Annotated in this window: 23 protein-coding genes and 1 tRNA gene; 4 read left to right on the top strand and 20 right to left on the bottom strand. The window is 41.4% G+C overall.

Translation table 11 applies throughout. The features are described from left to right. Window positions 1–251 precede the first annotated feature (251 nt). The 20 genes from whiA to HT696_RS07430 form a co-directional block, all read right to left on the bottom strand. Entirely contained in the window at window positions 252–1,163 is a 912-nt protein-coding gene (gene whiA / locus HT696_RS07525; RefSeq protein WP_049521492.1) for a DNA-binding protein WhiA, read from the bottom strand. Beyond that, entirely contained in the window at window positions 1,160–2,137 is a 978-nt protein-coding gene (locus HT696_RS07520; protein ID WP_001231075.1) for a YvcK family protein, read from the bottom strand. The genes whiA and HT696_RS07520 overlap by 4 nt, the downstream gene beginning before the upstream one ends. Further along, window positions 2,134–3,024 (bottom strand): RNase adapter RapZ, encoded by an 891-nt coding sequence (gene rapZ / locus HT696_RS07515; RefSeq protein ID WP_166736759.1) that lies wholly within the window; start codon window positions 3,022–3,024, stop codon window positions 2,134–2,136. The genes HT696_RS07520 and rapZ overlap by 4 nt, the downstream gene beginning before the upstream one ends. Before the next feature lie 51 nt (window positions 3,025–3,075). Continuing rightward, window positions 3,076–3,456 carry a RidA family protein gene (locus HT696_RS07510; protein WP_001140420.1) on the bottom strand — a complete coding sequence of 127 codons (381 nt, stop codon included), beginning with the start codon at window positions 3,454–3,456 and terminating at the stop codon, window positions 3,076–3,078. 10 nt (window positions 3,457–3,466) lie between these two features. After that, window positions 3,467–4,054, bottom strand: coding sequence for a ribosome biogenesis GTP-binding protein YihA/YsxC (yihA, locus tag HT696_RS07505; protein ID WP_166736758.1), 588 nt, complete (start codon window positions 4,052–4,054; stop codon window positions 3,467–3,469). A gap of 8 nt (window positions 4,055–4,062) precedes the next feature. Continuing rightward, complete coding sequence (gene clpX / locus HT696_RS07500) at window positions 4,063–5,295, bottom strand: ATP-dependent Clp protease ATP-binding subunit ClpX (RefSeq protein WP_173283499.1); 1,233 nt, start codon at window positions 5,293–5,295, stop codon at window positions 4,063–4,065. A 31-nt stretch (window positions 5,296–5,326) separates the two neighbouring features. Beyond that, the gene (locus tag HT696_RS07495; RefSeq protein ID WP_000442276.1) at window positions 5,327–5,497 is read right to left on the bottom strand and encodes a hypothetical protein; all 171 of its coding nucleotides are present in this window, start codon (window positions 5,495–5,497) and stop codon (window positions 5,327–5,329) included. Beyond that, a complete protein-coding gene (locus HT696_RS07490; RefSeq protein WP_173283498.1) occupies window positions 5,497–6,003 on the bottom strand; it encodes a dihydrofolate reductase in 507 nt (168 codons plus the stop codon). The genes HT696_RS07495 and HT696_RS07490 overlap by 1 nt, the downstream gene beginning before the upstream one ends. A 129-nt stretch (window positions 6,004–6,132) precedes the next feature. After that, complete coding sequence (locus HT696_RS07485; protein WP_000229861.1) at window positions 6,133–6,651, bottom strand: Dps family protein; 519 nt, start codon at window positions 6,649–6,651, stop codon at window positions 6,133–6,135. Window positions 6,652–6,889: 238 nt separating this feature from the next. Then, window positions 6,890–8,380, bottom strand: coding sequence for a choline binding-anchored murein hydrolase LytC (lytC, locus tag HT696_RS07480; protein ID WP_173283497.1), 1,491 nt, complete (start codon window positions 8,378–8,380; stop codon window positions 6,890–6,892). 37 nt (window positions 8,381–8,417) lie between these two features. Continuing rightward, entirely contained in the window at window positions 8,418–9,176 is a 759-nt protein-coding gene (gene tpiA, locus HT696_RS07475) for a triose-phosphate isomerase (protein WP_000087893.1), read from the bottom strand. Window positions 9,177–9,273: 97 nt separating this feature from the next. Next, window positions 9,274–9,951: a DnaD domain-containing protein gene (locus HT696_RS07470; protein ID WP_173283496.1), complete on the bottom strand. Its 678-nt coding sequence runs from the start codon at window positions 9,949–9,951 to the stop codon at window positions 9,274–9,276. An 8-nt stretch (window positions 9,952–9,959) separates the two neighbouring features. Continuing rightward, window positions 9,960–10,904: a homoserine O-succinyltransferase gene (metA, locus tag HT696_RS07465; RefSeq protein WP_050294380.1), complete on the bottom strand. Its 945-nt coding sequence runs from the start codon at window positions 10,902–10,904 to the stop codon at window positions 9,960–9,962. 182 nt (window positions 10,905–11,086) lie between these two features. Next, the gene (locus HT696_RS07460; RefSeq protein ID WP_173283495.1) at window positions 11,087–11,599 is read right to left on the bottom strand and encodes an adenine phosphoribosyltransferase; all 513 of its coding nucleotides are present in this window, start codon (window positions 11,597–11,599) and stop codon (window positions 11,087–11,089) included. A 271-nt stretch (window positions 11,600–11,870) separates the two neighbouring features. Next, entirely contained in the window at window positions 11,871–13,001 is a 1,131-nt protein-coding gene (gene ugpC, locus HT696_RS07455; protein WP_000229957.1) for a sn-glycerol-3-phosphate ABC transporter ATP-binding protein UgpC, read from the bottom strand. Between the two features lie 281 nt (window positions 13,002–13,282). Then, window positions 13,283–13,368: transfer RNA gene (locus HT696_RS07450), tRNA-Leu, on the bottom strand. A gap of 80 nt (window positions 13,369–13,448) precedes the next feature. Continuing rightward, window positions 13,449–14,024: an isochorismatase family cysteine hydrolase gene (locus HT696_RS07445; RefSeq protein ID WP_173218162.1), complete on the bottom strand. Its 576-nt coding sequence runs from the start codon at window positions 14,022–14,024 to the stop codon at window positions 13,449–13,451. Continuing rightward, window positions 14,024–14,812: a GTP-sensing pleiotropic transcriptional regulator CodY gene (gene codY, locus HT696_RS07440; protein ID WP_000940732.1), complete on the bottom strand. Its 789-nt coding sequence runs from the start codon at window positions 14,810–14,812 to the stop codon at window positions 14,024–14,026. Before codY ends, HT696_RS07445 begins: the two co-directional genes overlap by 1 nt. Window positions 14,813–15,067: 255 nt before the next feature. Then, window positions 15,068–16,642 (bottom strand): DEAD/DEAH box helicase, encoded by a 1,575-nt coding sequence (locus tag HT696_RS07435; protein WP_173283494.1) that lies wholly within the window; start codon window positions 16,640–16,642, stop codon window positions 15,068–15,070. A 197-nt stretch (window positions 16,643–16,839) separates the two neighbouring features. Next, window positions 16,840–18,066 carry an OFA family MFS transporter gene (locus HT696_RS07430; RefSeq protein ID WP_050234224.1) on the bottom strand — a complete coding sequence of 409 codons (1,227 nt, stop codon included), beginning with the start codon at window positions 18,064–18,066 and terminating at the stop codon, window positions 16,840–16,842. Window positions 18,067–18,259: 193 nt separating this feature from the next. Here HT696_RS07430 and HT696_RS07425 point away from each other — a divergent pair, with 193 nt between their 5' ends. The 4 genes from HT696_RS07425 (at window position 18,260) to HT696_RS07410 (ending at window position 23,010) form a co-directional block, all read left to right on the top strand. After that, complete coding sequence (locus tag HT696_RS07425) at window positions 18,260–19,576, top strand: FAD-containing oxidoreductase (RefSeq protein ID WP_173283493.1); 1,317 nt, start codon at window positions 18,260–18,262, stop codon at window positions 19,574–19,576. 98 nt (window positions 19,577–19,674) lie between these two features. Further along, window positions 19,675–21,018 (top strand): lipid II isoglutaminyl synthase subunit MurT, encoded by a 1,344-nt coding sequence (gene murT, locus HT696_RS07420; protein ID WP_173283492.1) that lies wholly within the window; start codon window positions 19,675–19,677, stop codon window positions 21,016–21,018. Next, complete coding sequence (gene gatD / locus HT696_RS07415) at window positions 21,018–21,800, top strand: lipid II isoglutaminyl synthase subunit GatD (protein ID WP_033686811.1); 783 nt, start codon at window positions 21,018–21,020, stop codon at window positions 21,798–21,800. Before murT ends, gatD begins: the two co-directional genes overlap by 1 nt. Before the next feature lie 127 nt (window positions 21,801–21,927). Then, complete coding sequence (locus tag HT696_RS07410; RefSeq protein ID WP_173234675.1) at window positions 21,928–23,010, top strand: Xaa-Pro peptidase family protein; 1,083 nt, start codon at window positions 21,928–21,930, stop codon at window positions 23,008–23,010. Window positions 23,011–23,035 lie beyond the last annotated feature (25 nt).

Genomic DNA, 23,035 nt, shown 5'->3' with positions numbered 1-23,035 from the left:
CTATATCGAATGTTAGCGTTTGAAGCGAACTGGGCACTTGGAAATAACTAATTAGAGACTGGGTAAAAACTCAATTTCAGGAGAAAATGAAATAAATTTTCTCACAATAAAACGCATAGTATCACGGTTTTCAATACCTGATATTATGCGTTTTTGATTTTAAAGAGCCAAATTTCTTAACTTAATGACATTGCTTTTTGCCCAACCTCTTTTTATTTCAAAAAAGAACCTCGCAAAACAAGAGCCTGGTTTTATAGTTCATCGGCTAATTTGTTTATCTTTCTGAGTCTGTGGTTGACACCACTTTTGGTCAGAGGGGTGCTGAGGCTATCTGCTAACTGCTGGATAGAGTAGTCTGGATGCTGAATCCGCAATTGCGCTACCTCCTGCAAATCCACTGGCAGGTTTTCTAAGCCCATGATATCTTTGATTTTACTGATATTGTTGATAGTCTTCATGCTGGCAGAAACTGTCCGAGCGATATTAGCTGTCTCGGCATTATTGGCACGATTGAGGTCATTACGGGTTTCTCGCAAAATCTTAACCCGCTCAAAATCATCACGCGCCTTCATGGCTCCGATGACTATCAAGAAGTCCATAATATCTTCGGCACGCTGGAGATAGGTCACAGCCCCCTTCTTGCGCTCAAGCACCTTGGCATCCAGTAAAAACTGCTGAAGAAGGGAGGCAATCCCTTGCGCGTGGTCCAGATAAACAGAACTGATTTCCAACTGGTACTTCCCTGACTCAGGGTCACGAATACTTCCATTTGCCAAGAAAGCGCCACAGAGATAGGCACGGCCTGCTTCCTCGTCTGATAAAATCTCCTCATCAATACCTGTTTCCAAACCAAAAAAGGAGTCTGCCAAGTGCAAATCACTCAACAAGTCCTGCACCTTTTCATCTGTAAAAACGGTATAGACCCGATTCTTGCGAAGATTGCTCCGTTGGTGGTGACGAATTTCCGATTTGATTTCATAGAAATGGAGAAAGGATTCATAGAGGTGACGAGCCAGTTTGGCATTTTCTGTCACAACTGACAAGGTCAGGCCCGAAGTCGAGAGACCGATGCTACCAGACATCTTGATAATGGCAGATAATTCATGCCGGCTCAGATGGTGTTGACCTAGAATTTCTTCTTTTACTGCTACTGTGAAACTCATTTTCTCACCTGTATAATCCGCATCAATTCATCCACAATCAAATCTCCATCGTGAAAGGCACCCCCATTTTCCAGACGAAGGAAGTTGGATGAAATCACACGCGGAACTTGCTTACAAAGACCAGCAAAATCATGTTCCACCTGCACCAAATATTCATCAAAACGATTGGAATTCATGTATTCCTGTGGCACTTTTTCGATATTTACCAAGACCGTATCGATAAAAGGTCGGCCAAGGTGGCGATGCAAGACTTCCACGTGGTCGCTATCTGTAAAGTGTTCCGTCTCCCCACGTTGGGTCATGATATTGCAGACATAGGCGATTTCTGCCTTGGTTTCCAAAAGCGCCTGCCCAATTTCCTTAATCACGATATTAGGTAAAATAGAGGTAAAGAGGGAACCAGGTCCAAGGACAATCATATCACTCTCAAGAATGGTCTGCACTACTCGACGGCTAGCCAGAGGCGTATCATCGTTGAGGGTATTGGTTACATAGACATGGTCAATCATACCTGGATGGTCTGCAATATGACTCTCTCCAGCCACTTCTGTCCCATCCTGAAAGACCGCATGAAGAGTCAAAGGATGGTCACTGGAAGGATAAATCTTCCCTGTTGTGTGGAAAAATTTGCTCAGCAACTGCATGGCATTATAGGTCGAACCCTGCATTTCTGACAGACCTGCAATAATGAGATTGCCCAATGGATGGCCAGCAAAGGCTCCGGCATCCTCAGAGAAGCGATACTGAAAGACTTTCTCATAAAACTTAGGCATATCCGACATGGCCACAAGAACATTTCGAAGATCGCCTGGCGGTGTCAACTGCTGCATATTTTTTCGGAGTTCACCTGACGAACCACCATCATCTGCCACCGTCACTATAGCAGCGATTTCCACATCTTTTTCCCGCAGACTTTTTAGAATGACAGGGATCCCAGTTCCTCCACCAATCACCGTTATCTTTGGTTTTCTCATGAACGGTTTACCGTTTCCTTTCTTCGGTCTTTGTCGCGATGCCCTTCATTGACAGGCCACTTCTTGGATAAGTCCTGCGCCAAGCGTTTAGCAAAGGCCACACTACGGTGTTGTCCGCCCGTACAACCCATGGCAATGGTCAAAACAGACTTCCCCTCCTTTTGGTAACTTGGCAAAATCGGCTCAATCAAAGCCAATAAATGTTGATAAAAGTCTTCGGACTCTGGATGGTTCATGACATAGTGATACACTGGTTCATCCACACCCGTTTGATTACGCAGTTCTGGAAGGTAATAGGGATTTGGCAAGAATCGGACATCAAATACTAGGTCTGCATCAATCGGGATCCCATATTTAAAACCAAAAGACATGACTTCAATACGGAAAGACTGGGCTTGTTCCTGATCCGCAAACTGCTCTGCAATGGTCTTACGCAGCTCACGAGGTGTGAGTTCTGTCGTATCTACCACATTTTGACTCATATTTTTCAAAGGCGCCAAGAGCTCACGTTCCAACTTGATTCCATCCAAAATCCGACCATCTGCAGCTAGAGGGTGACTCCGTCTTGTTTCCTTATAACGAGCGACCAATTCCTTATCTGCTGCATCCAAAAAGAGAATTTTGAAGTCCAGTTCTTCCTTGTTCTCCAACTCATCCAAAACAGTTTGAATCTCTGAGAAGAAAGAGCGGCTACGCATATCCACTACCAAGGCCAACTTATGGTCATCATCTTTGGTTTCCACCAACTGTAAAAATTTAGGCAAGAGAGCAGGTGGCATATTGTCAATAGTGAAATAACCTAGATCCTCGAAAGACTGAATTGCCACGGTTTTCCCTGCACCACTCATCCCTGTCACAATTACCAAGTGAAGTTGTTTCTTTGTCATCTTTTTCTCCTTATATCAAAAGAAGTTTGGCAGAACCAAACTTCAACTAGCTTATCCAATCTCTGCGATGACTTCGATTTCGACTTTTACATCACGAGGAAGACGAGCTACCTCTACAGCTGAACGAGCTGGAAATTCCTCTTTAAAGGCCGTTTGGTAAACCTCGTTAAAAGGAACAAAGTCGTTCATATCGCTCAAGAAGCAAGTTGTTTTGACCACATGGTCAAAGTCTGTTCCTGCTTCTGCCAAAATAGCACCAATGTTTTTCAAGACTTGTTCTGTCTGTTCTTGGATGGTTTCTCCAACGATTTCCCCAGTTTCAGGAGAGAGAGGAACTTGACCGCTAGCAAACAAAAGGTTGCCAACGATTTTTCCTTGAACATATGGTCCGATAGCCTTTGGAGCTTTGTCTGTATGAATTGTTTTTGCCATTTTCTTTTCCTCACAATTTTTCTAAGATTGCATCCCAAGCTTGGTCCATCCCTACCTTGCTGACAGATGAAAAGAGGATGAAGTCATCACTTGGGTCAAAGTTTAATTTCTTTTTAATTGCTGATTCATGCTTGTTCCATTTACCACGTGGAATCTTGTCTGCCTTGGTCGCAACGATAATAACCGGAATCTCATAATACTTGAGAAATTCGTACATCTGTACATCATCTGCTGACGGGTCATGACGAAGGTCAACTAAACTGACTACCGCACGGAGATTTTCCCGAGTTGTCAGATACTCCTCAATCATGCGCCCCCACTTTTCACGTTCCTTTTTAGAAACACGGGCATAACCATAACCAGGCACATCCACAAAGCGCATCTTGTCATCAATGTTAAAGAAGTTCAGGAGCTGGGTTTTACCAGGTTTCCCTGAAGTTCTCGCTAGATTCTTGCGGTTCAGCATGGTGTTGATGAAGCTGGACTTACCAACATTTGAACGCCCTGCTAGGGCAATCTCTGGCAGTTCATCCTGCGGATAGTGAGATTTATTAGCCGCACTGAGCAAGATTTCAGCATTGTGTGTATTAAGTTCCATAGTCACCTCTAAGCTGTTTCTAGGATTGGTTTATCCGTTCCATCGACAGCTTCTTTTGTGATGCGAACCAATTTCACATTTTCCTGACTCGGTACTTCAAACATGACATCTAGCATGGTTTCTTCGATAATTGAGCGAAGACCACGCGCACCAGTTTTGCGTTCGATAGCCTTATTGGCGATTTCTTGAAGGGCCTCGTCGTCAAATTCCAACTCAACATCATCATAAGAAAGCAAAGTTTGGTACTGTTTGACCAAGGCATTTCTTGGCTCTTTCAAGATGCGAACCAAGTCATCGACCGTCAATTGCTCAAGAGCTGCAAAGACAGGCAAACGTCCAATCAACTCAGGGATAATACCAAATTTTTGAATATCTTCTGCGATGATTTCTTGCATGTAAGAGCTATTTTCATCAATCGCCTTGTTATTTTGACCAAATCCGATGACTTTTTCTCCAAGACGTTGTTTAACAATTTCTTCAATACCATCAAAGGCACCACCAACAATGAAGAGGATATTCTTGGTATCTACTTGAATCATTTCTTGTTGCGGATGTTTGCGTCCACCTTGAGGTGGTACGCTAGCAACTGTTCCTTCGATAATCTTGAGAAGGGCTTGTTGCACCCCTTCACCAGAAACATCCCGTGTGATAGACACGTTCTCGCTCTTCTTGGCAATCTTGTCAATTTCATCCACATAGATAATCCCACGCTCTGCGCGCTCAATGTTAAAGTCAGCAGCCTGCAAGAGTTTAAGGAGGATATTTTCCACGTCCTCACCCACATAACCAGCCTCCGTCAGAGCTGTCGCATCCGCAATCGCAAAAGGCACATTCAAGCTCTTAGCCAAGGTCTGAGCAAGGAAAGTTTTCCCTGAACCAGTTGGCCCAATCATCAAAATGTTTGACTTCTGCAAATCCACACCTTCTGACTCTTCACGCGTATCGTGGAAATTGATGCGTTTGTAGTGGTTGTAAACTGCCACTGCCAAGGCACGCTTGGCACGATCTTGACCGATTACATAGTGGTTCAAGATATGGAGGAGTTCAATTGGTTTTGGCACCTCAGACAAGTCTGCCAAGACTTCCTCAACCAATTCTTCTCGAATAATTTCTTGAGCTAACTCCACGCATTCATTACAAATAAAGGCATTGTTGCCAGCGATTATTTTTTGTACTTCTTCTTGGTTTTTGCCACAAAATGAGCAATAAACCATCATATCATTTTTTCTATTTGTAGACATGATTTCCTTCCATTCTATACTGTCATTCTATCTAAAATAAGGTCATGTAAAAAGCATGAATACTATTGACCAGATTGGTAAAGGCATTTAACCAAAGGAGGATAGAAAGCCCGTAACGCTTTTTACGAAAAGCCTGTGCTCCTGCCAAAAGGCAGATGAAACACAGAAAAGCCGTGAATAAACCAAATAAACTCCGTTCCATTAGACTTCCTTTCTCTTGCGGTATTGGATGGTAAAATCATAAGGATTTTTCTCATCTTTGGCGTAGAATTTGCTTGAAACTGTTTCAAAAAGAGATAAGTCAAACTCCTCAGGAAAATAGGTATCTCCCTCCACCCGAGCATGAATGTGAGTGACAATCACTTCATCCAAATAGGACTCAAAAGCCTGAAAAATCTGCTTCCCACCGAGAATATAAAGATTCTTGTCTTGAGCCTGATACCAATCCAGGACAGACTGGACATCCTGAAAAGTAGCCGCACCATCTATCTTTTCTTCCGGTTTACGCGTCAAAATCAGGGTTTCCCGTTGCGGAAGCAAGCGACGCCCCATCCCATCAAAGGTCACACGTCCCATCAAGATAGCATGATTCAGAGTTGTTTCTTTGAAGTGTTGCAGTTCTGCTGGCAAATGCCAAGGTAGGCGATTGTCCTTCCCAATCACACCCTCTTCATCCTGGGCCCAAATAGCTACGATTTTCTTAGTCATGCTTCCATCCTTTTCACTGATAGTACTATTTTATCAAAAAACTCAAAAAAAGACTGGTTTGGAATAGCTTACAAAATAGAAAAAATCTGTAAGAAATTTCCTACAGATTTATCTATGTTGCCTTATTTCTTACAAACCAGGTGCTTGTCCAAGTTCTGCGGCAAGCATCCAAACTGTTTTCTCAAGTTCAGCCTTAGCACCAACAAAAATATCGTTTGTAACATCATCGCCTTCTTCGTCAGTCACATCCAACGCTTTTTGGAAAAGAGTGATGAGGTAGCGATAAATAGCTAGAACACGTTCCAAACTTTCTTCAACATTACGGTATTCACCAGCTTCTTCTTCGATTTCACTGTTTTGAAGGAACTCTGTCAATGTAGAGAATGGGCTACCTCCAAGTGTAATCAATCGTTCGCTGATTTCATCTAAATGACCATCAAGAGCATCCATGTACTCATCCATTTTTGGATGCCATACCATAAAACCGCGTCCACGCATATACCAGTGTACTTGGTGCAAAGCAACGTGGGCTACGTACAAATCAGCAACAGCTTGGTTCAATACTTCCTTTGTTTTTGCCAATGCTACTGGCGCTGCTTTTGTTAATGTTGCGACATCTTTTGCTGCTTCTTTTTTCAATTCTACCATTTTATTTTACCTCATTCATTATTTTTATGTAACCACTTCTTAATGATTACTACCTTAGTATACTACTAAGGAAAGATAATAGCAAGCCAAATGACCCACATGAGAAAAGTTGCAATAGACTGATAATTTAAGAATTCTTTAGAATAAAACACAGTCCCCTTACACATCTCTTAACTGCGACAAAATAAAGAAAAAGAGGATGCAATTTTCTTGCACACTCCTTTTTCAAACTTATATCTTAATACCAAACGCTGACGTCAACACGACCACGAATTCCTTTCATGTATTCAGAAGAGGTATACTGCCAACCTTTTTCTCCTGAATAATGAGGATTTTCCCATTCTAAAGCATTGGTATAGGCCGCTACCCAGTTTACATGTTTTAAAATATCTGGGTGTTTTAAACGCGTCTGTAATAAACTACGATAGCTATAGACATACACATTTTGATAGCCCGCCTGCTTCATCGTCTCCATGTACTTGTTGATAATCTTAACCCAAGTACCTGTATCACTCGGAGCGCGCTTACTTTTATTCACATACTCCCAGTTCTCAACATCATAGTAGATAGGGTAAGACAAGTTCATATTGTATTTCTTCAGAAGTTCAATGGTCTGTTCAGCGTCATTCTCAGCATCGGTCTCATTTTCAGCATAGGTATAGAGATAGACACCATAAGGAATTCCCAGACGATTTAACTCCTTAATGTTATGCGCCAATTCCTTGTCTTCTTTACCGCTATAACCTAGACGAACAATGACACCATCTACTTCATTTTCATCAATAACCTTTTTCCAATCATTGATACGACCATTGTGCTCACTAATATCAATGACTTTCTTAGCATGTTCGGTTCCCACTTGCTCTTCTCTATTATTAAAGAAATAGCGTTTACCATCTCTGTGAACCCAGCCGACATTCAAATCTTTCTTTTCTTTGAGCTCACCAGAAGCCGCAAAGATATAGCGAGCACCATCCATAATCACTTCATCAGTCGCCATGGCACCACTTCCAGTCAAATAGTAGTTGCCTTGCCACTCATTCCGCGCCATATAGCCCCACTTCTTGAAATAGTACCATTTGCCGCCCACTTTTTGCCACTCTTGGTTGGCATAAGTACCATCTGATTTGAGATAAAAATAAGCAGAATAGGCTGGATCATAGAGCCATTCATTTTGCATCATGGCACCTTGACCATTCAAGAAATAACTTCCTTGCCATTGGCTTTTAGCCATGTAACCCCACTCCTTGAAGTAATACCACTTATTTCCAATCAATTGCCATTCTTGATGAGCATAAACCCCATCTGACTTAAGATAAAACCAACTCTTGTAATTATTGTCATAGATCCACTCATTTTGGGCCATATACCCACCTGATTTCAGGTAGTAATTTCCATGCCATTCATTCTGCGCGTAACGACCATCTGAATTAATATAAAACCAAGCCTTATAGTAGTTGTCAAAAATCCATTCACTTTGAGCTTTAGAACCATCAGCCTTTACATAATAATCCCCGTCCCAGTGGGCAGAGACACTGTTTCTCTGTTCATTGCTACTAGTTGATGAAGTCCCTGTTGATAGACTAGATTTTTCTGAAACTGTGCTTTCACTTGTTTCATCTGCCGCAATTCCTGAAACTCTTGCGCCAAGTAAGCAAAGACTTGCTAGCCCTATACATACAATTTTTGTTTTCAATCTTTCCTCTCCTATAAAAAATGGAACAGGCACCTGAATGCTGTTCCACCTAGCTTTTGCTACTTACTGATTATTTTACAAAGTCAAGCAAAGCCAAGAAGCTTTCAGCTTCAAGTGACGCACCACCTACAAGGGCACCGTCAACGTCTGGGCAAGCCATGTATGAAGCAACGTTTTCAGGTTTAACAGAACCACCGTATTGAACACGAACTTTGTCCGCAACTTCTTGACCGAAGTCAGCAGCTACAACGTCACGAACAACTTTACACATTTTTTGTGCGTCGTCTTGTGAAGCTGATTTACCAGTACCGATAGCCCAGATTGGCTCGTAAGCGATAACTGATGCAGCAACTTGTTCAGCAGTCAATCCAGCCAATGCAGCAGATACTTGAGCACCTACGAATTCAGCAGCTTTACCAGCTTCATAAGTTTCAAGTGATTCACCACAACAGATGATTGGAAGCATGCCGTTTGCAAAGATTGCTTTTGCTTTTTTGTTGATATCTTCGTCAGTTTCATGGAAGTAGTCACGGCGTTCTGAGTGACCGATAACAACGTAGTCAGTACCGATTTCTTTCAAAACTTGTGGGCTAGTTTCACCAGTGAAAGCACCTGCATTTTCAAAATAGCAGTTTTGAGCAGCAACTTTAAGGTTTGAACCTTTTGCAGCAGCAAGAACAGTTGTCAAATCAAGAGCTGGAGCAGCGATACCTGCTTCAACAAGATCTGATGAAGGAAGTTTTGACGCAACTGCTTCAACGAATGCTTTTGCTTCTTCTGGATTTTTGTTCATTTTCCAGTTACCAGCGATAAATGGTTTACGTGACATTTCACATACCTCTTTTTTCAATTTATTTTCTATTTATTTTATCACAATTATACACAGCTTGCAAATCTTACTCGGATTTCAAGCCTGCTTACATGGATTAGTCCTTCCAGAGATCCATAGCATTTCTGAAATCTGCAGATACCTGTGTCAACTGAGGATTGCTTGCTTCTCTTTCTACTCGCTTAGCCTCGATTTGAGCCACACTCTTGATCCCTTCATGGCGCCAATTTCTCAAAATGGCCTGAATGTACTTCCAATTTGCTTTTCCATTTAAAACAGCTTCACGAAGAGCTTCCTTAATCAAGTCAGCACTGGTTCCATCTTCCTTTAGTGTCTTAGTCAAATCCTCAATCTCAAAAGGCGTCAACAAGCGTCCCAACTCCTGCTGGAAGGTCTCTACCAACTCCTTGAGCTGATTTTGAGGTGTCAACTGGTCTGAACTCGAAGCACTAGCTCCAAGCAAGTTATCCAAACGTTCCAAAGCCAAACTAGCATCAAAAAGCAATTCGATTTCACCATTTAATTCGATAGTACGGTACTGAAGCAGTCCCCTCTCCGTCAGATTGGAAATGGACTGGTTGACATCCGAAATTTCCTTGCCAATCCTTTCAGCAATCTGGCTTGGGGACATTTCATCTAAGCCTGTCGTATTTTGCAAATAGAAAAATTGCCAAACCAGAAAATCGTCGCTAGAAGGAAAGAGTTCCTTAAAATGCAAGAGCAGGGCACTCGGTAAAACCAAGTTCCCTGATTTAAAAGCGTCTAAATATGTCATAATTCCTCTTATAAATACCCAAATGCGGATGCATCATCTTCTATTTTTCTCCAGTCAAAAGGAGTTTCCTGATAGACCGCATAGTTCACCCAGTTACTGAAAAAGAGGGCTGCCGATGAAGACCAACAAAGACAAGGTATCTGATTAACATCATCATCCTTAAAGTAATTTTCTGGAATATGTGGGTCTAAACCTGCGTCACGATCTCGAAAATACTCTTTTGCCAAGGTATCACGGTCATACTCCAAATGCCCAAAACTATAAATTTCTCGTAAATCACGACTGGCCAAAATAGAAACCCCAACCTGAGGTCCTTCTGATAAAATCTCGAGATTGGTTTTGTTTAAGACCTCTTCCTTAGAAATCTCCGTGTGCCGAGAATGAGGGGATACATAGCTATCGTCAAAGCCTCTAAAGAGAAGGTGCCCTTCTTTTAAAGCATCCTGAGGATAAATACCTGATAACTTACTGTCCATCTGGTATTTTTCCACTCCATAGCGCAGATAAAGCCCGGCTTGAGCACCCCAACAGATATGAAGGGTCGAATAGACATGGGTCTTAGACCACTCAAGCACCTGGCTAAATTCCTCCCAATAGTCTACTTCCTCAAATGGTAAATGCTCAACTGGAGCACCCGTGATAATCATCCCATCAAAATACTCATCCTTGACTTCAGGAAAAGTTTTATAAAAGGTCTCCATGTGCTCTGAACGAGTTGTTTTAGAACGATGGCTCTCCATATAGAGAAAATCAATATCCAGTTGTAGAGGTGTATTGGCCAAATGGCGTAACAACTGGGTTTCTGTGACCATTTTCTGTGGCATGAGATTTAAAATTAAAATCTTCAACGGGCGAATATCTTGGTGGGCAGCACGTTGATCATCCATGACAAAGATATTCTCTGTCCGCAAAATCTCAACAGCTGGTAATTTTTTATCAATTCGAATCGGCATAACCCTCTCCTAACTGTACTATTTCAGGAATCATTGCATATGTTTGAAGCCAAATCTCAAACATCTAGTCCTTTTATTATACTGCAAGAAGATATAGTTTTCAATTATAGTTTTTCTCTAACTAGCTATAGTCTATTTTTATATCCTAATGTAGAGAAAACAGCCCTAGGGACTGTTTTTCATTAATAATGCATAAGAACCTTGTAATCGTAGTCACCGATTTTTTCACGTCCGTTCAATTCATCCAATTCAACAAGGAAGGCACAACCCGCTACAATACCACCAAGTCTTTCAATCATCTCGATAGTTGCCTTAACAGTTCCACCTGTTGCCAAGAGGTCATCTACGATCAGAACACGTTGACCTGGCTTAATGGCATCCGCGTGCATAGTCAAGGTATCGACACCGTACTCTTTTTCATAGTCAGCAGAAATAACTTCGCGTGGCAATTTACCTGGCTTACGAACAGGCGCAAAACCAATTCCCAACTCAAAGGCAACTGGACAGCCCACGATAAATCCACGAGCCTCAGGCCCTACAATCATGTCGATTTTCTTGTCAGTAGCATACTGAACAATTTCACGAACAGCGTAGCTATAAGCATTCCCATCAGCCATCAAAGGACTGATATCACGAAAAGTAATCCCTTCCTTCGGATAATTTTCAATTGTTGCAATATAATCTTTTAAATTCATCTTTTTCTTTCTTTCAAAGTTTTTACTCTCTATTATACCATACTTTCTAGTAAAGAAGAAAGAGAAACCAATATTTCATCTGCTAGTCACCCTATAAGTCAAATAAGATGACCATTTTTATTCAAAGGGTATCACAAGATAGATGCCTAATATGACTTCCCTAACAAAAAGGAGAGAAGCATTTTGTTTCTCTCCCTAGATTAACTGATATCTCTCCACTACAATTGATAAAGAGATATCTTTTCTTGTAGTGCTTTGAATTTTATTTATTTTAATAGACTGTTTTTTCAGTTTCTACATCAAAGAAGTGTGCTTTGTTCAAGTCAAATCCAAGCTCAACTGTTGCACCTGTCTGCAAGTAGTCACGAGCATCAACTTTAGCAACAAATTCGTCTTTACCAACTTGGCAGTAAAGGTGAGATTCTGAACCAAGCAGTTCTGATACAGAGATAGTCGCTTTTACAACACAGTCTGGGAATGTTTCAAGGAAAGCAGGTTCTGCATTCACGTCTTCTGGACGAATACCGAAGATCAATTCTTTACCTTCGTAGCCTTTTTCACGAAGAACTTTCAAAGCACCTTCTGGAACTTTCAAACGGAAACCATCAGAAATAATTTCACTTCCAACCAATTTCACATTGATGAAGTTCATAGCTGGACTTCCGATAAATCCTGCTACGAATTTGTTAACCGGGTTTTTGTAAACTTCTTGAGGAGTACCGATTTGTTCTACACGTCCGATAGTACCTGTACCAGCAGGGTTCTTAGTTGCTGACATGATAACGATACGGTCTGCAAGTGTCATCGCTTCTGTTTGGTCGTGAGTTACGTAGATAGTTGTAGCTCCGATACGACGGTGGATTTTCGCAATTTCAGCACGCATTGATACACGAAGTTTAGCATCCAAGTTTGACAAAGGTTCGTCCATCAAGAATACTTTTGCGTCACGGACGATGGCACGACCCATGGCAACACGTTGACGTTGACCACCTGAAAGGTCAGCTGGTTTACGTTCCAAGAATTCTTTCAATCCAAGGATTTCAGCTGCTTCTTGCACACGTTTGTCGATGTCTTCCTTGCTGTATTTACGCAATTTCAAACCGAAAGCCATGTTGTCATAAACAGTCATGTGTGGGTAAAGAGCGTAGTTTTGGAATACCATAGCGATGTCGCGGTCTTTTGGAGCTACGTCGTTGACAACCACGCCATCGATAGATGCAGTTCCTTCTGTGATGTCTTCAAGACCAGCAATCATACGGAGTGTAGTTGATTTACCACATCCTGAAGGACCTACGAAAACGATAAATTCTTTATCTTTGATGTTCAAGTTGAAATCTTCAACTGAATAGTGTTCGCTATTTGGATATTTTTTGTAAATATTTTTAAGATTTAATTCTACCATGAGGTGAACTCCTTTTGTCTTTTGATAATTATATTATAGATGAAAACGCTTTACATTTCTATGGCAAGGTGACCAAAAAAATTAAAAAGTTCTGTGCAACTTGCACAAAACTTTAGAGAATATCGGAGAATTTGAAGAAGATAATCTTTATTATTCTTCTATACAAAAGCAGAAACAAGAATCAGCTTTCCCATATTTTCGCTGATTCTCCACTACATTTGACTGGATTCTAATTTTTTAGAGAAATACAAAAGAGCTAGCCTAAGCTAACTCTTATCCTATGCGGAGAGAGGGACTTGAACCCTCACGACCTAAAGCGGTCACAGGATCCTTAGTCCTGCGCGTCTGCCAATTCCGCCATCCCCGCGTCGATTACTTTACTAGTATATCAACTTTTGGGATGCTTGTCAACACTTTTTTTCAATTTTTTTCATTTCATCAACCAAATTACTCTAAAATTTCATTTAGATTTTCATCTACTAACTTAGCTCCAAGTGTATTTTTGAAATGGCCTAGGGCAAATTGATGATTTTCAGGCCAGATGGAAGCAACAGCTGGTTGAACAATCTCGATGTCATATCCTAGATTATAGGCATCTATAGCTGTATGTAGGACACAGATATCCGTCAAGACACCTGTTAAGATAACGGTAGACACTCTACGCTCTCTCAAACGAATATCCAGGTCAGTCCCTGAAAAAGCTGAGTAATGGCGTTTATCCATCCAAAAGACACGACTGTCTGAACCATGCTCTTGATAAAAGGTCCCCAAATCTCCGTATAAATTCCGTCCGCTCGTCCCAATCAGATTATGAGGAGGGAATAGCTTGCTTTCTGGATGGAAACAATCGTTTTCTTCATGAGCATCGATGGTAAAGAAGATGTAATCTCCTCTTTCAAAAGCTAATCGAGTCACCTTGCTAATGGCATCCGAAATAGCCTGGGCTGGAGCGCCTGCTGTCAGCTTCCCACTATCAGCAACAAAATCTTCTGTATAATCAATCGAAATTAAAGCTTTAGTCATTAGTAATCTCTTTTCTTCACTTCTTCAAAAATATCTGAAATCAAGACCTTAAGATAGGTTCCCTTCATTCCAAGTGAGCGACTTTCAATAATCCCTGCAGACTCAAGTTTACGAAGGGCATTGACAATCACAGAACGGGTGATTCCGATACGGTCTGCGATTACAGACGCAGTTAACTGCCCTTCATTTCCATTTAATTCTCCTAAAATTGCTGAAACAGCACGGAGTTCGGAGTAAGAAAGGGTATTAACCGCCATGGTAACAGCAGTACGGCGACGGATATTTTTCTCATCTTCTTCACGCTGGAAGTTAAGAAGCTGAATTCCAACAACGGTACTGGCAATCTCAACAAGAATCAAGTCCTCATCTTCGAATTTTTTATCATTGCGCCAAATAATCAAAGAACCAAGGCGAATCCCCGATACATGAATCGGTGCAATAGTCGTCAAGCCATCTGGAAAATCATCTCTACTCTCAACAGGGAAAATACTCATATCATGCTCAACAGGCAAGTTTGCTTCTGTTTCGTAAATCATATTAGCCCCTTGAACGTAGTCATCTGGGAAGATCTTAGTTTGGAAGAATTGCTCTACGCGATCTGTATTTGTTTTATAACGCATAAAATAGCCAAGCAGACGTCCCTTACTATTGATAATGCAGGCATTGCAATGAATAATATCCGCTAACTGACGCGTAATAGCGTTGTAAGGAAGCTCATCCTGCAACTGCTCCTCTGAGCGCTTCAAAATTGATGTAATCTTTCTTGTTTTTTCTAATAAATGTGCCATTTTTCACCTCGAATTTAATCGCTATCATTATAACATAAAAACGTCTCTTTTTCAATCATTATCTGAAAATTCCTTATTGACTTGCAATTTTTAAAAACCAGAATATTTTTAATTAAATTGTTCCTTTTCTATTGACAAGTTGCCTGTTTTTGTGTATTATAACATTATAAAAAGATAATACAACAATTTTATTTATCTTTTTTCACATTCGGTCTCCTTATATAAAAAAAGCGATTCATTTTGAACCGCTTTTTCCTATTTATCGCCCTTGTTACGAATCACAAAGCCTGTTTGCTTTTCGCTTGAAGTAGTGCGTGGTTTTTTATTATCCTTACGGTAACGTTTTTCCTTATCAAAACGATCGTTGCCACGACTTCCTTTTTTGAAATCATCACGGCGACTACCACGACGGTTGTCTCCACGGCGATTATCACGACGGTCATCTCCACGACGACCTCCCTTAGCTTTACCACCGAAGCCATTACCTGATGGTTTAAATGGCAGTGGTTTTTCACGTGCAATCTCCACTTCAGGAAGGCTATCTGGATCTTGAACAGTCAGACTCAAGATATACATTGCCAATTCTTCTGGAGTAAATTCAGCAGCTAGCTTACGAGCATCCTTGCCAAATTTCTCAAAGTTACTACGGATAGTCTCATCTGCAAAATCACGTTCGATTTTCTTGAGAGCTACTTGTTTTTTAGCTTGGAAGGCTTCTTCTGCACTTGCAGGTTTAAGACCTTTCATGCGTTTCTTGGTCAAGTTTTCAATGATTTGCAGGTAACCCATTTCGTTTGGAGCAACAAAAGTAATAGACTGACCTGACTTACCAGCACGACCTGTACGACCGATACGGTGAACATAACTTTCAGGATCTTGTGGAATATCGTAGTTATAGACATGGGTCACACCTGAAATATCCAACCCACGTGCTGCAACGTCTGTCGCAACCAAAACATCAAGATTGCCATTTTTAAAGTCACGAAGGACACGAAGACGTTTGTTTTGGTCTAGGTCTCCATGAATTCCTTCTGCACGGAAGCCACGGATTTTCAGACCACGAGTCAATTCATCTACACGACGTTTTGTACGACCAAATACGATAGCAAGCTCAGGCTGTTCCACATCCATAAGACGAGTCATGGTATCAAATTTTTCTTGTTCCTTAACTCGGATATAGTATTGATCAACCAATTCTGTGGTCAATTCCTTGGCAGCAATCTTCACATGCTCAGGTTCTTTCATAAACTGAACACCGATACGTTTTATGGCATCTGGCATAGTTGCTGAGAAGAGCAAGGTTTGTCGATTTTCAGGGACACGCGAGATAATGGCTTCAATATCTTCAAGGAAGCCCATGTTGAGCATTTCATCCGCTTCATCAAGGATAAGCGTTTCAATATCTTGTAATTTCAAGGCCTTGCGTTTAATCAAGTCCAAGAGGCGACCAGGTGTTCCCACCACGATATGGGCACCAGATTTAAGAGCCTTAATTTGTTTTTCAATGCTCGATCCGCCATATACTGAACGGACTTTCACTCCCTTACTACGACCAAAACGGAAGAGTTCCTCTTGACTTTGGACAGCTAGTTCACGTGTTGGAGCGATAACCAAGGCTTGGATAGTCGCTTCTTCTGTACGGATTTTTTCAAGGGTAGGCAAGCCAAAGGCTGCAGTTTTTCCTGTACCAGTCTGAGCTTGACCGATAACGTCCTTGCCTTCAAGGGCCAAGGGAATAGTTTGTTCTTGGATCGGACTGGCTTCTACAAAACCAGCTTTTTCAATCTCTGCTAGCAAATCAGCAGACAAGTTTAATTCATTAAATTTCACGTTATTCTTCTTTCTAAAGGTGGTGCGAAGCCACCCTATAGGGCTTAGTGTATACTTTTCTTTTTATGACGTATTTTCATATACTGGATATAAAATCGTGTTGCTTCTTTTCCACAAAAGAAAAGTACTGTTTTCTTTGCAACCTATCTAGTATAACACAAGAGAGAAGCAAAAGATAGCCTAATTTCTCTAGAAAATCATGTAAGCGGTTTTTGACTTTCCTTTTTGATGGAACGACCTAGATAATAAGACAAAGCCAAGGCGATACTATATAAAATGATAAAAACGAACAAGGTTTGTGTGTAAGAATGAGCCATTTTATAAGTCTCTGCTAATAAAATAGGTCCTGCTAAACCCGCCATTGCCCAAGCTGTTAAAATATAACCATGCAGAGCGGCCAATTCCTTGGTTCCAAAAATATCACTGAGATAAGCTGGAATCAAAGAAAAACCAGCACCGTAACAAGTCATCAAAATAGACATAGCGACTACAAATAAAACGGAATCTGTAAAGAGCCAAAGTGAGAGAGAAAAGAAAAGATTGACAAGCAGTAATATACTAAAGGTTAGGGGGCGACCGATATAGTCAGATAAGCTCGCCCAGAGCAAGCGACCAAATCCATTGAAAATCCCTAAAACGCCCACCATTACTGCTGCATGACTTGTAGACAAGCCAGCCATCTCCTGTGCCATTGGCGATGCCGCTGAAATTAAGCCTAAACCACAAGCTATGTTGATAAAGAAAATAATCCAAAGTATATAAAACCGATTGCTTTTTAGAGCCTGATTTGCAGCCATTCCTTGTGTCAAAGAGGCTGTTTTTTCTTTCCCTGAAACAGATAAACTTGCAAGCTCTTGCTCATTTGGACGCTTAATGAATTGTGAAGCTAGGAGCATGATAATAAAGTAACTTGCACCTAAAATATAAAAAGTTTCTACAAGCCCTACCCCTGCGATGAGATGTTGCGCTATGGGACTAGTCAATAAAGAAGCAAAACCAAACCCCATAATCGCTAAACCTGTTGCGAGACCACGTTTATCAGGAAACCATTTTATAATCGTTGACACAGGGGTAATATAGCCTGCTCCCAAACCAAGCCCACCTAAAATGCCATAAGCGAGATACAACAACCACAACTCCTGACGGTCTATTGCAAATCCTGTTAAGATATTTCCACCTGCGTATAGAAAAGCAGATAGACTCCCCATGACTCTCGGACCAAATTTTTCTACCAAACGCCCCATAAATGCAGCCGATAAGCCCAAACAAAAGATTGCTAGACTAAAGGCGAAGGCAACAGAAGCCTGATCCCATCCCGTTTTTTCAATAATAGGGTTACGATAAACACTCCAAGCATAAGTCGAACCCAGCATTAAGTGTAAAATGACCCCAGCAAAGGCAATAATATAGCGATTCGATTTCATAAAACCTCCTATTTTCGAACATTTATTCTATCTTATATAAAAATAGATAGGATTTTAGTTTATCAAGCTTGTCAAAAAATTACTAGTTTTTTGTCTGGAAAGCGTTTTTATATTTTTCTGTCTTTTTCGTAGCAGAATTGTGCAAAAGTTTTTTTCTTGTGCTAGAATGAAATGCGAATAGGAGGAACTCTAAATGTTAACTTATGATTTAATCGTTATCGGATTTGGTAAAGCTGGTAAAACACTAGCAGGTAAATTGGCTTCAGCTGGCAAAAAAGTTGCCCTCATTGAACGTAGCAAAGGTATGTACGGTGGAACTTGTATCAACATCGGTTGTATCCCAACTAAAACTTTGCTAGTTGCTGCTGAGAAGGGCTTGTCTTTTGAAGAAGTCATTGCTACCAAAAATACTATCACTGGTCGCCTCAACGGTAAAAACTATGCGACTGTTGCTGGTACAGGCGTCGACATCTTTGATGCGGAAGCTCACTTCCTTTCAAATAAAGTCATCGAAATCCAAGCTGGTGATGAAAAGAAAGAACTGACTGCTGAAACAATCGTCATCAACACTGGTGCTGTTTCAAACGTCTTGCCAATCCCAGGACTTGCTACAAGCAAAAACGTCTTTGACTCAACAGGTATCCAAAACTTGGACAAGTTGCCTGAAAAACTTGGAGTCCTTGGTGGCGGAAATATCGGTCTTGAATTTGCTGGCCTTTACAACAAACTTGGAAGCAAGGTCACAGTCCTAGATGCCTTGGATACTTTCCTACCTCGTGCAGAACCTTCCATCGCAGCTCTTGCTAAACAATACATGGAAGAAGATGGCATTGAATTGCTTCAAAATATCCATACTACTGAAATTAAAAATGACGGTGACCAAGTCCTTGTCGTAACTGAAAATGAAACTTACCGTTTCGATGCCCTTCTTTACGCAACTGGACGCAAACCAAATGTAGAACCACTTCAACTTGAAAATACAGATATTGAACTAACTGAACGTGGTGCTATTAAAGTAGACAAACATTGTCAAACAAACGTTCCTGGTGTCTTTGCAGTTGGAGATGTCAACGGTGGCCTTCAATTTACTTACATTTCACTTGATGACTTCCGTGTTGTTTACAGCTACCTTGCTGGAGATGGCAGCTACACACTTGAAGACCGTCTCAATGTACCAAACACCATGTTTATCACACCTGCACTTTCACAAGTTGGTTTGACTGAAAGCCAAGCAGCTGATTTGAAACTTCCATACGCAGTGAAGGAAATCCCTGTTGCAGCAATGCCTCGTGGTCATGTAAACGGAGACCTTCGTGGAGCTTTCAAAGCTATTGTTAATACTGAAACAAAAGAAATTCTTGGAGCAAGCATCTTCTCAGAAGGTTCTCAAGAAATCATCAACATCATCACTGTTGCTATGGACAACAATATTCCTTACACTTACTTCACAAAACAAATCTTCACTCACCCAACCTTGGCTGAGAACTTGAATGACTTGTTTGCGATTTAAGTTGAGATTTGATCGTATCGAACAGCCCTCTTTGGGCTGTTTTTGCTTCTGCGAAACACCAAATCTGTCTTTTCACTCTTTTGTGATATAATAGAAACATGAACTTAAAAACTACTTTGGGCCTTCTTGCTGGGCGTTCTTCCCACTTCGTTTTAAGCCGTCTTGGCCAAGGAAGTACGCTCCCAGGAAAAGTCGCCCTTCAATTTGATAAAGATATTTTACAAAGCCTAGCTAAGAACTACGAGATTGTCGTGGTCACTGGAACAAATGGAAAAACCCTAACAACTGCCCTCACTGTCGGCATTTTAAAAGAGGTTTATGGTCAAGTTCTGACCAACCCAAGCGGTGCCAACATGATTACAGGAATTGCGACAACCTTCTTAACAGCCAAATCATCTAAAACTGGAAAAAATATTGCCGTCTTAGAAATTGACGAAGCCAGTCTATCTCGTATCTGTGACTATATCCAGCCAAGCCTTTTTGTTATCACTAATATCTTCCGTGACCAGATGGACCGCTATGGCGAGATTTACACAACTTACAAGATGATTTTGGATGCCATCCGTAAGGTGCCTACTGCCACTGTTCTTCTTAATGGAGACAGTCCACTTTTCTACAAACCAGCTATTCCAAATCCTGTAGAGTATTTTGGTTTTGACTTGGAGAAAGGTCCAGCCCAGCTGGCTCACTACAATACCGAAGGGATTCTCTGTCCTGACTGCCAAGGAATCCTCAAATACGAGTTCAATACCTATGCAAATTTGGGTGCCTATATCTGTGAAGGCTGTGGGTGTAAACGTCCTGATCTGGACTATCGCTTGACAGAACTGGTTGAGTTGACCAACAATCGCTCTCGCTTTGTCATTGACGGACAAGAATACGGTATCCAAATCGGCGGACTCTATAATATCTACAATGCCCTAGCTGCGGTTGCTATCGCCCGTTTCCTTGGTGCCGATTCACAACTAATCAAGCAAGGATTTGATAAGAGCCGTGCAGTCTTTGGACGCCAGGAAACCTTCCATATCGGTGACAAGGAATGCACCCTCGTCTTGATTAAAAATCCAGTCGGTGCAACCCAAGCTATCGAAATGATTAAACTAGCACCTTATCCATTTAGCCTATCTGTCCTCCTTAACGCTAACTATGCAGACGGAATTGATACAAGCTGGATCTGGGATGCTGATTTTGAACAAATCACTGACATGGACATTCCCGAAATCAACGCTGGCGGTGTTCGTCATTCTGAAATTGCACGTCGTCTCCGAGTGACTGGCTATCCAGCTGAGAAAATTACTGAGACAAGTAATCTGGAACAAGTTCTTAAGACCATTGAAAACCAAGACTGCAAGCATGCCTATATCCTGGCTACCTATACTGCTATGCTGGAATTCCGCGAACTGCTGGCTAGTCGTCAGATTGTTAGAAAGGAGATGAACTAATGGTTTATACTTCACTTTCCTCAAAAGATGGCAATTACCCTTATCAGCTCAACATTGCCCACCTCTACGGAAATCTCATGAATACCTACGGGGACAATGGAAACATCCTCATGCTCAAGTATGTGGCTGAAAAGCTGGGAGCCCATGTGACGGTTGACATCGTTTCTCTCCATGATGACTTTGATGAAAATCACTACGACATCGCCTTTTTCGGTGGTGGTCAAGACTTTGAACAGAGTATCATTGCAGACGACCTACCTGCTAAAAAAGAGAGCATTGACAACTACATCCAAAATGACGGTGTGGTTCTGGCTATCTGCGGTGGTTTCCAACTATTGGGTCAATATTATATTGAAGCTTCAGGGAGACGTATCGAAGGGCTAGGTGTCATGGGCCACTACACGCTCAACCAGACCAATAACCGTTTTATCGGTGACATCAAGATTCACAATGAAGATTTCAATGAAACCTACTATGGCTTTGAAAATCATCAGGGCCGTACCTTCCTCTCAGATGATCAAAAACCACTGGGACAGGTTGTCTATGGAAATGGAAATAACGAAGAAAAAGTCGGCGAAGGGGTTCATTATAAGAATGTCTTTGGTTCCTACTTCCACGGGCCTATCCTCTCTCGTAATGCCAATCTGGCTTATCGCCTAGTCACTACAGCCCTCAAGAAGAAATATGGTCAGGACATCCAACTCCCTGCCTATGAAGATATTCTCAGCCAAGAAATCGCTGAAGAATACAGTGATGTCAAAAGCAAGGCTGACTTTTCTTAAACAAAAGGAAATTATATCAAAGAACTCTGTTATCTTGTCGGAGTTCTTTTTGTCTGTTCTTTTACCCTTCTCCCTTGCATTTTCTCTCATTTTTTGCCAAAATAGAGGAGTAGAAAGAAGGTAGCATATGTCTAAATTACAACAAATCGTAACATATCTTGAATCAGAAAAACTAGACGTCGCTGTCGTATCTGACCCCGTCACAATCAATTACCTCACTGGCTTTTACAGTGATCCCCATGAACGCCAAATGTTCCTTTTTATCCTAGCGGATCAAGAACCCCTCCTCTTTGTCCCAGCCCTTGAGGTTGAGCGTGCTACTAGCACTGTTTCCTTCCCAGTTGTGGGCTATGTGGATTCTGAAAATCCATGGCAAAAAATGAAACATGCTCTACCACAGCTTGATTTCAAACGTGTCGCTGTTGAGTTTGACAATCTCATCTTAACCAAATATCATGGTTTAAAAACCGTTTTTGAAACTGCTGAGTTTGAAAACCTCACTCCTCGTATCCAACGCATGCGCCTCATCAAATCAGCTGATGAAGTGCAAAAAATGATGGTTGCAGGTCTCTATGCGGACAAGGCTGTTAATGTTGGTTTTGACAATATTTCTCTTGATAAGACTGAGACAGATATCATCGCCCAAATTGACTTTGCTATGAAGCGTGAAGGTTATGAAATGAGTTTTGATACCATGGTCTTGACTGGTGATAATGCTGCAAATCCACACGGTATTCCAGCAGCAAACAAAGTTGAAAATAACGCCCTTCTCCTCTTTGACCTTGGTGTTCTAGTCAACGGCTATGCGTCAGATATGACTCGTACGGTCGCTGTCGGCAAACCAGACCAATTCAAGAAAGACATTTATAACTTGACTCTTGAAGCCCAACAAGCTGCTCTTGACTTTATCAAGCCAGGGGTGACTGCCCATGAAGTGGATCGCGCTGCCCGTGAGGTCATCGAAAAAGCTGGTTACGGCGAGTACTTCAACCACCGTCTCGGTCACGGTATCGGTATGGATGTCCACGAATTCCCTTCTATCATGGAAGGAAATGACTTGGTTATCGAAGAAGGCATGTGCTTCTCTGTTGAACCAGGTATCTATATCCCTGGTAAAGTCGGTGTCCGTATCGAAGACTGCGGTGTTGTTACCAAGGATGGCTTTGACCTCTTTACAAGCACCAGCAAAGACTTGCTTTATTTTGATTAATATTCATCTAATACTCAATGAAAAT

Source organism: Streptococcus sp. 9903 (genome assembly GCF_013276625.1).
Taxonomy (GTDB): Bacteria; Bacillota; Bacilli; order Lactobacillales; family Streptococcaceae; genus Streptococcus.
The sequence above is the reverse complement of the archived record's forward strand: the minus strand, read 5'-3'. Positions and strand labels throughout refer to the sequence as shown.

What these genes read in the sequence shown, in the direction of transcription:
- gatD (WP_033686811.1), top strand. Translation starts at nt 21,018, where the DNA reads ATGGTTTATACTTCACTTTCCTCAAAAGATGGCAATTACCCTTATCAG.
- HT696_RS07510 (WP_001140420.1), bottom strand. Translation starts at nt 3,456, where the DNA reads ATGGCAAAAACAATTCATACAGACAAAGCTCCAAAGGCTATCGGACCA.
- HT696_RS07410 (WP_173234675.1), top strand. Translation starts at nt 21,928, where the DNA reads ATGTCTAAATTACAACAAATCGTAACATATCTTGAATCAGAAAAACTA.
- tpiA (WP_000087893.1), bottom strand. Translation starts at nt 9,176, where the DNA reads ATGTCACGTAAACCATTTATCGCTGGTAACTGGAAAATGAACAAAAAT.
- HT696_RS07430 (WP_050234224.1), bottom strand. Translation starts at nt 18,066, where the DNA reads ATGAAATCGAATCGCTATATTATTGCCTTTGCTGGGGTCATTTTACAC.
- murT (WP_173283492.1), top strand. Translation starts at nt 19,675, where the DNA reads ATGAACTTAAAAACTACTTTGGGCCTTCTTGCTGGGCGTTCTTCCCAC.
- HT696_RS07495 (WP_000442276.1), bottom strand. Translation starts at nt 5,497, where the DNA reads ATGGAACGGAGTTTATTTGGTTTATTCACGGCTTTTCTGTGTTTCATC.
- codY (WP_000940732.1), bottom strand. Translation starts at nt 14,812, where the DNA reads ATGGCACATTTATTAGAAAAAACAAGAAAGATTACATCAATTTTGAAG.
- clpX (WP_173283499.1), bottom strand. Translation starts at nt 5,295, where the DNA reads ATGTCTACAAATAGAAAAAATGATATGATGGTTTATTGCTCATTTTGT.
- HT696_RS07425 (WP_173283493.1), top strand. Translation starts at nt 18,260, where the DNA reads ATGTTAACTTATGATTTAATCGTTATCGGATTTGGTAAAGCTGGTAAA.
- HT696_RS07460 (WP_173283495.1), bottom strand. Translation starts at nt 11,599, where the DNA reads ATGAATTTAAAAGATTATATTGCAACAATTGAAAATTATCCGAAGGAA.
- yihA (WP_166736758.1), bottom strand. Translation starts at nt 4,054, where the DNA reads ATGGAACTTAATACACACAATGCTGAAATCTTGCTCAGTGCGGCTAAT.
- HT696_RS07520 (WP_001231075.1), bottom strand. Translation starts at nt 2,137, where the DNA reads ATGAGAAAACCAAAGATAACGGTGATTGGTGGAGGAACTGGGATCCCT.
- HT696_RS07490 (WP_173283498.1), bottom strand. Translation starts at nt 6,003, where the DNA reads ATGACTAAGAAAATCGTAGCTATTTGGGCCCAGGATGAAGAGGGTGTG.
- ugpC (WP_000229957.1), bottom strand. Translation starts at nt 13,001, where the DNA reads ATGGTAGAATTAAATCTTAAAAATATTTACAAAAAATATCCAAATAGC.
- HT696_RS07485 (WP_000229861.1), bottom strand. Translation starts at nt 6,651, where the DNA reads ATGGTAGAATTGAAAAAAGAAGCAGCAAAAGATGTCGCAACATTAACA.
- HT696_RS07445 (WP_173218162.1), bottom strand. Translation starts at nt 14,024, where the DNA reads ATGACTAAAGCTTTAATTTCGATTGATTATACAGAAGATTTTGTTGCT.
- metA (WP_050294380.1), bottom strand. Translation starts at nt 10,904, where the DNA reads ATGCCGATTCGAATTGATAAAAAATTACCAGCTGTTGAGATTTTGCGG.
- whiA (WP_049521492.1), bottom strand. Translation starts at nt 1,163, where the DNA reads ATGAGTTTCACAGTAGCAGTAAAAGAAGAAATTCTAGGTCAACACCAT.
- HT696_RS07470 (WP_173283496.1), bottom strand. Translation starts at nt 9,951, where the DNA reads ATGACATATTTAGACGCTTTTAAATCAGGGAACTTGGTTTTACCGAGT.
- rapZ (WP_166736759.1), bottom strand. Translation starts at nt 3,024, where the DNA reads ATGACAAAGAAACAACTTCACTTGGTAATTGTGACAGGGATGAGTGGT.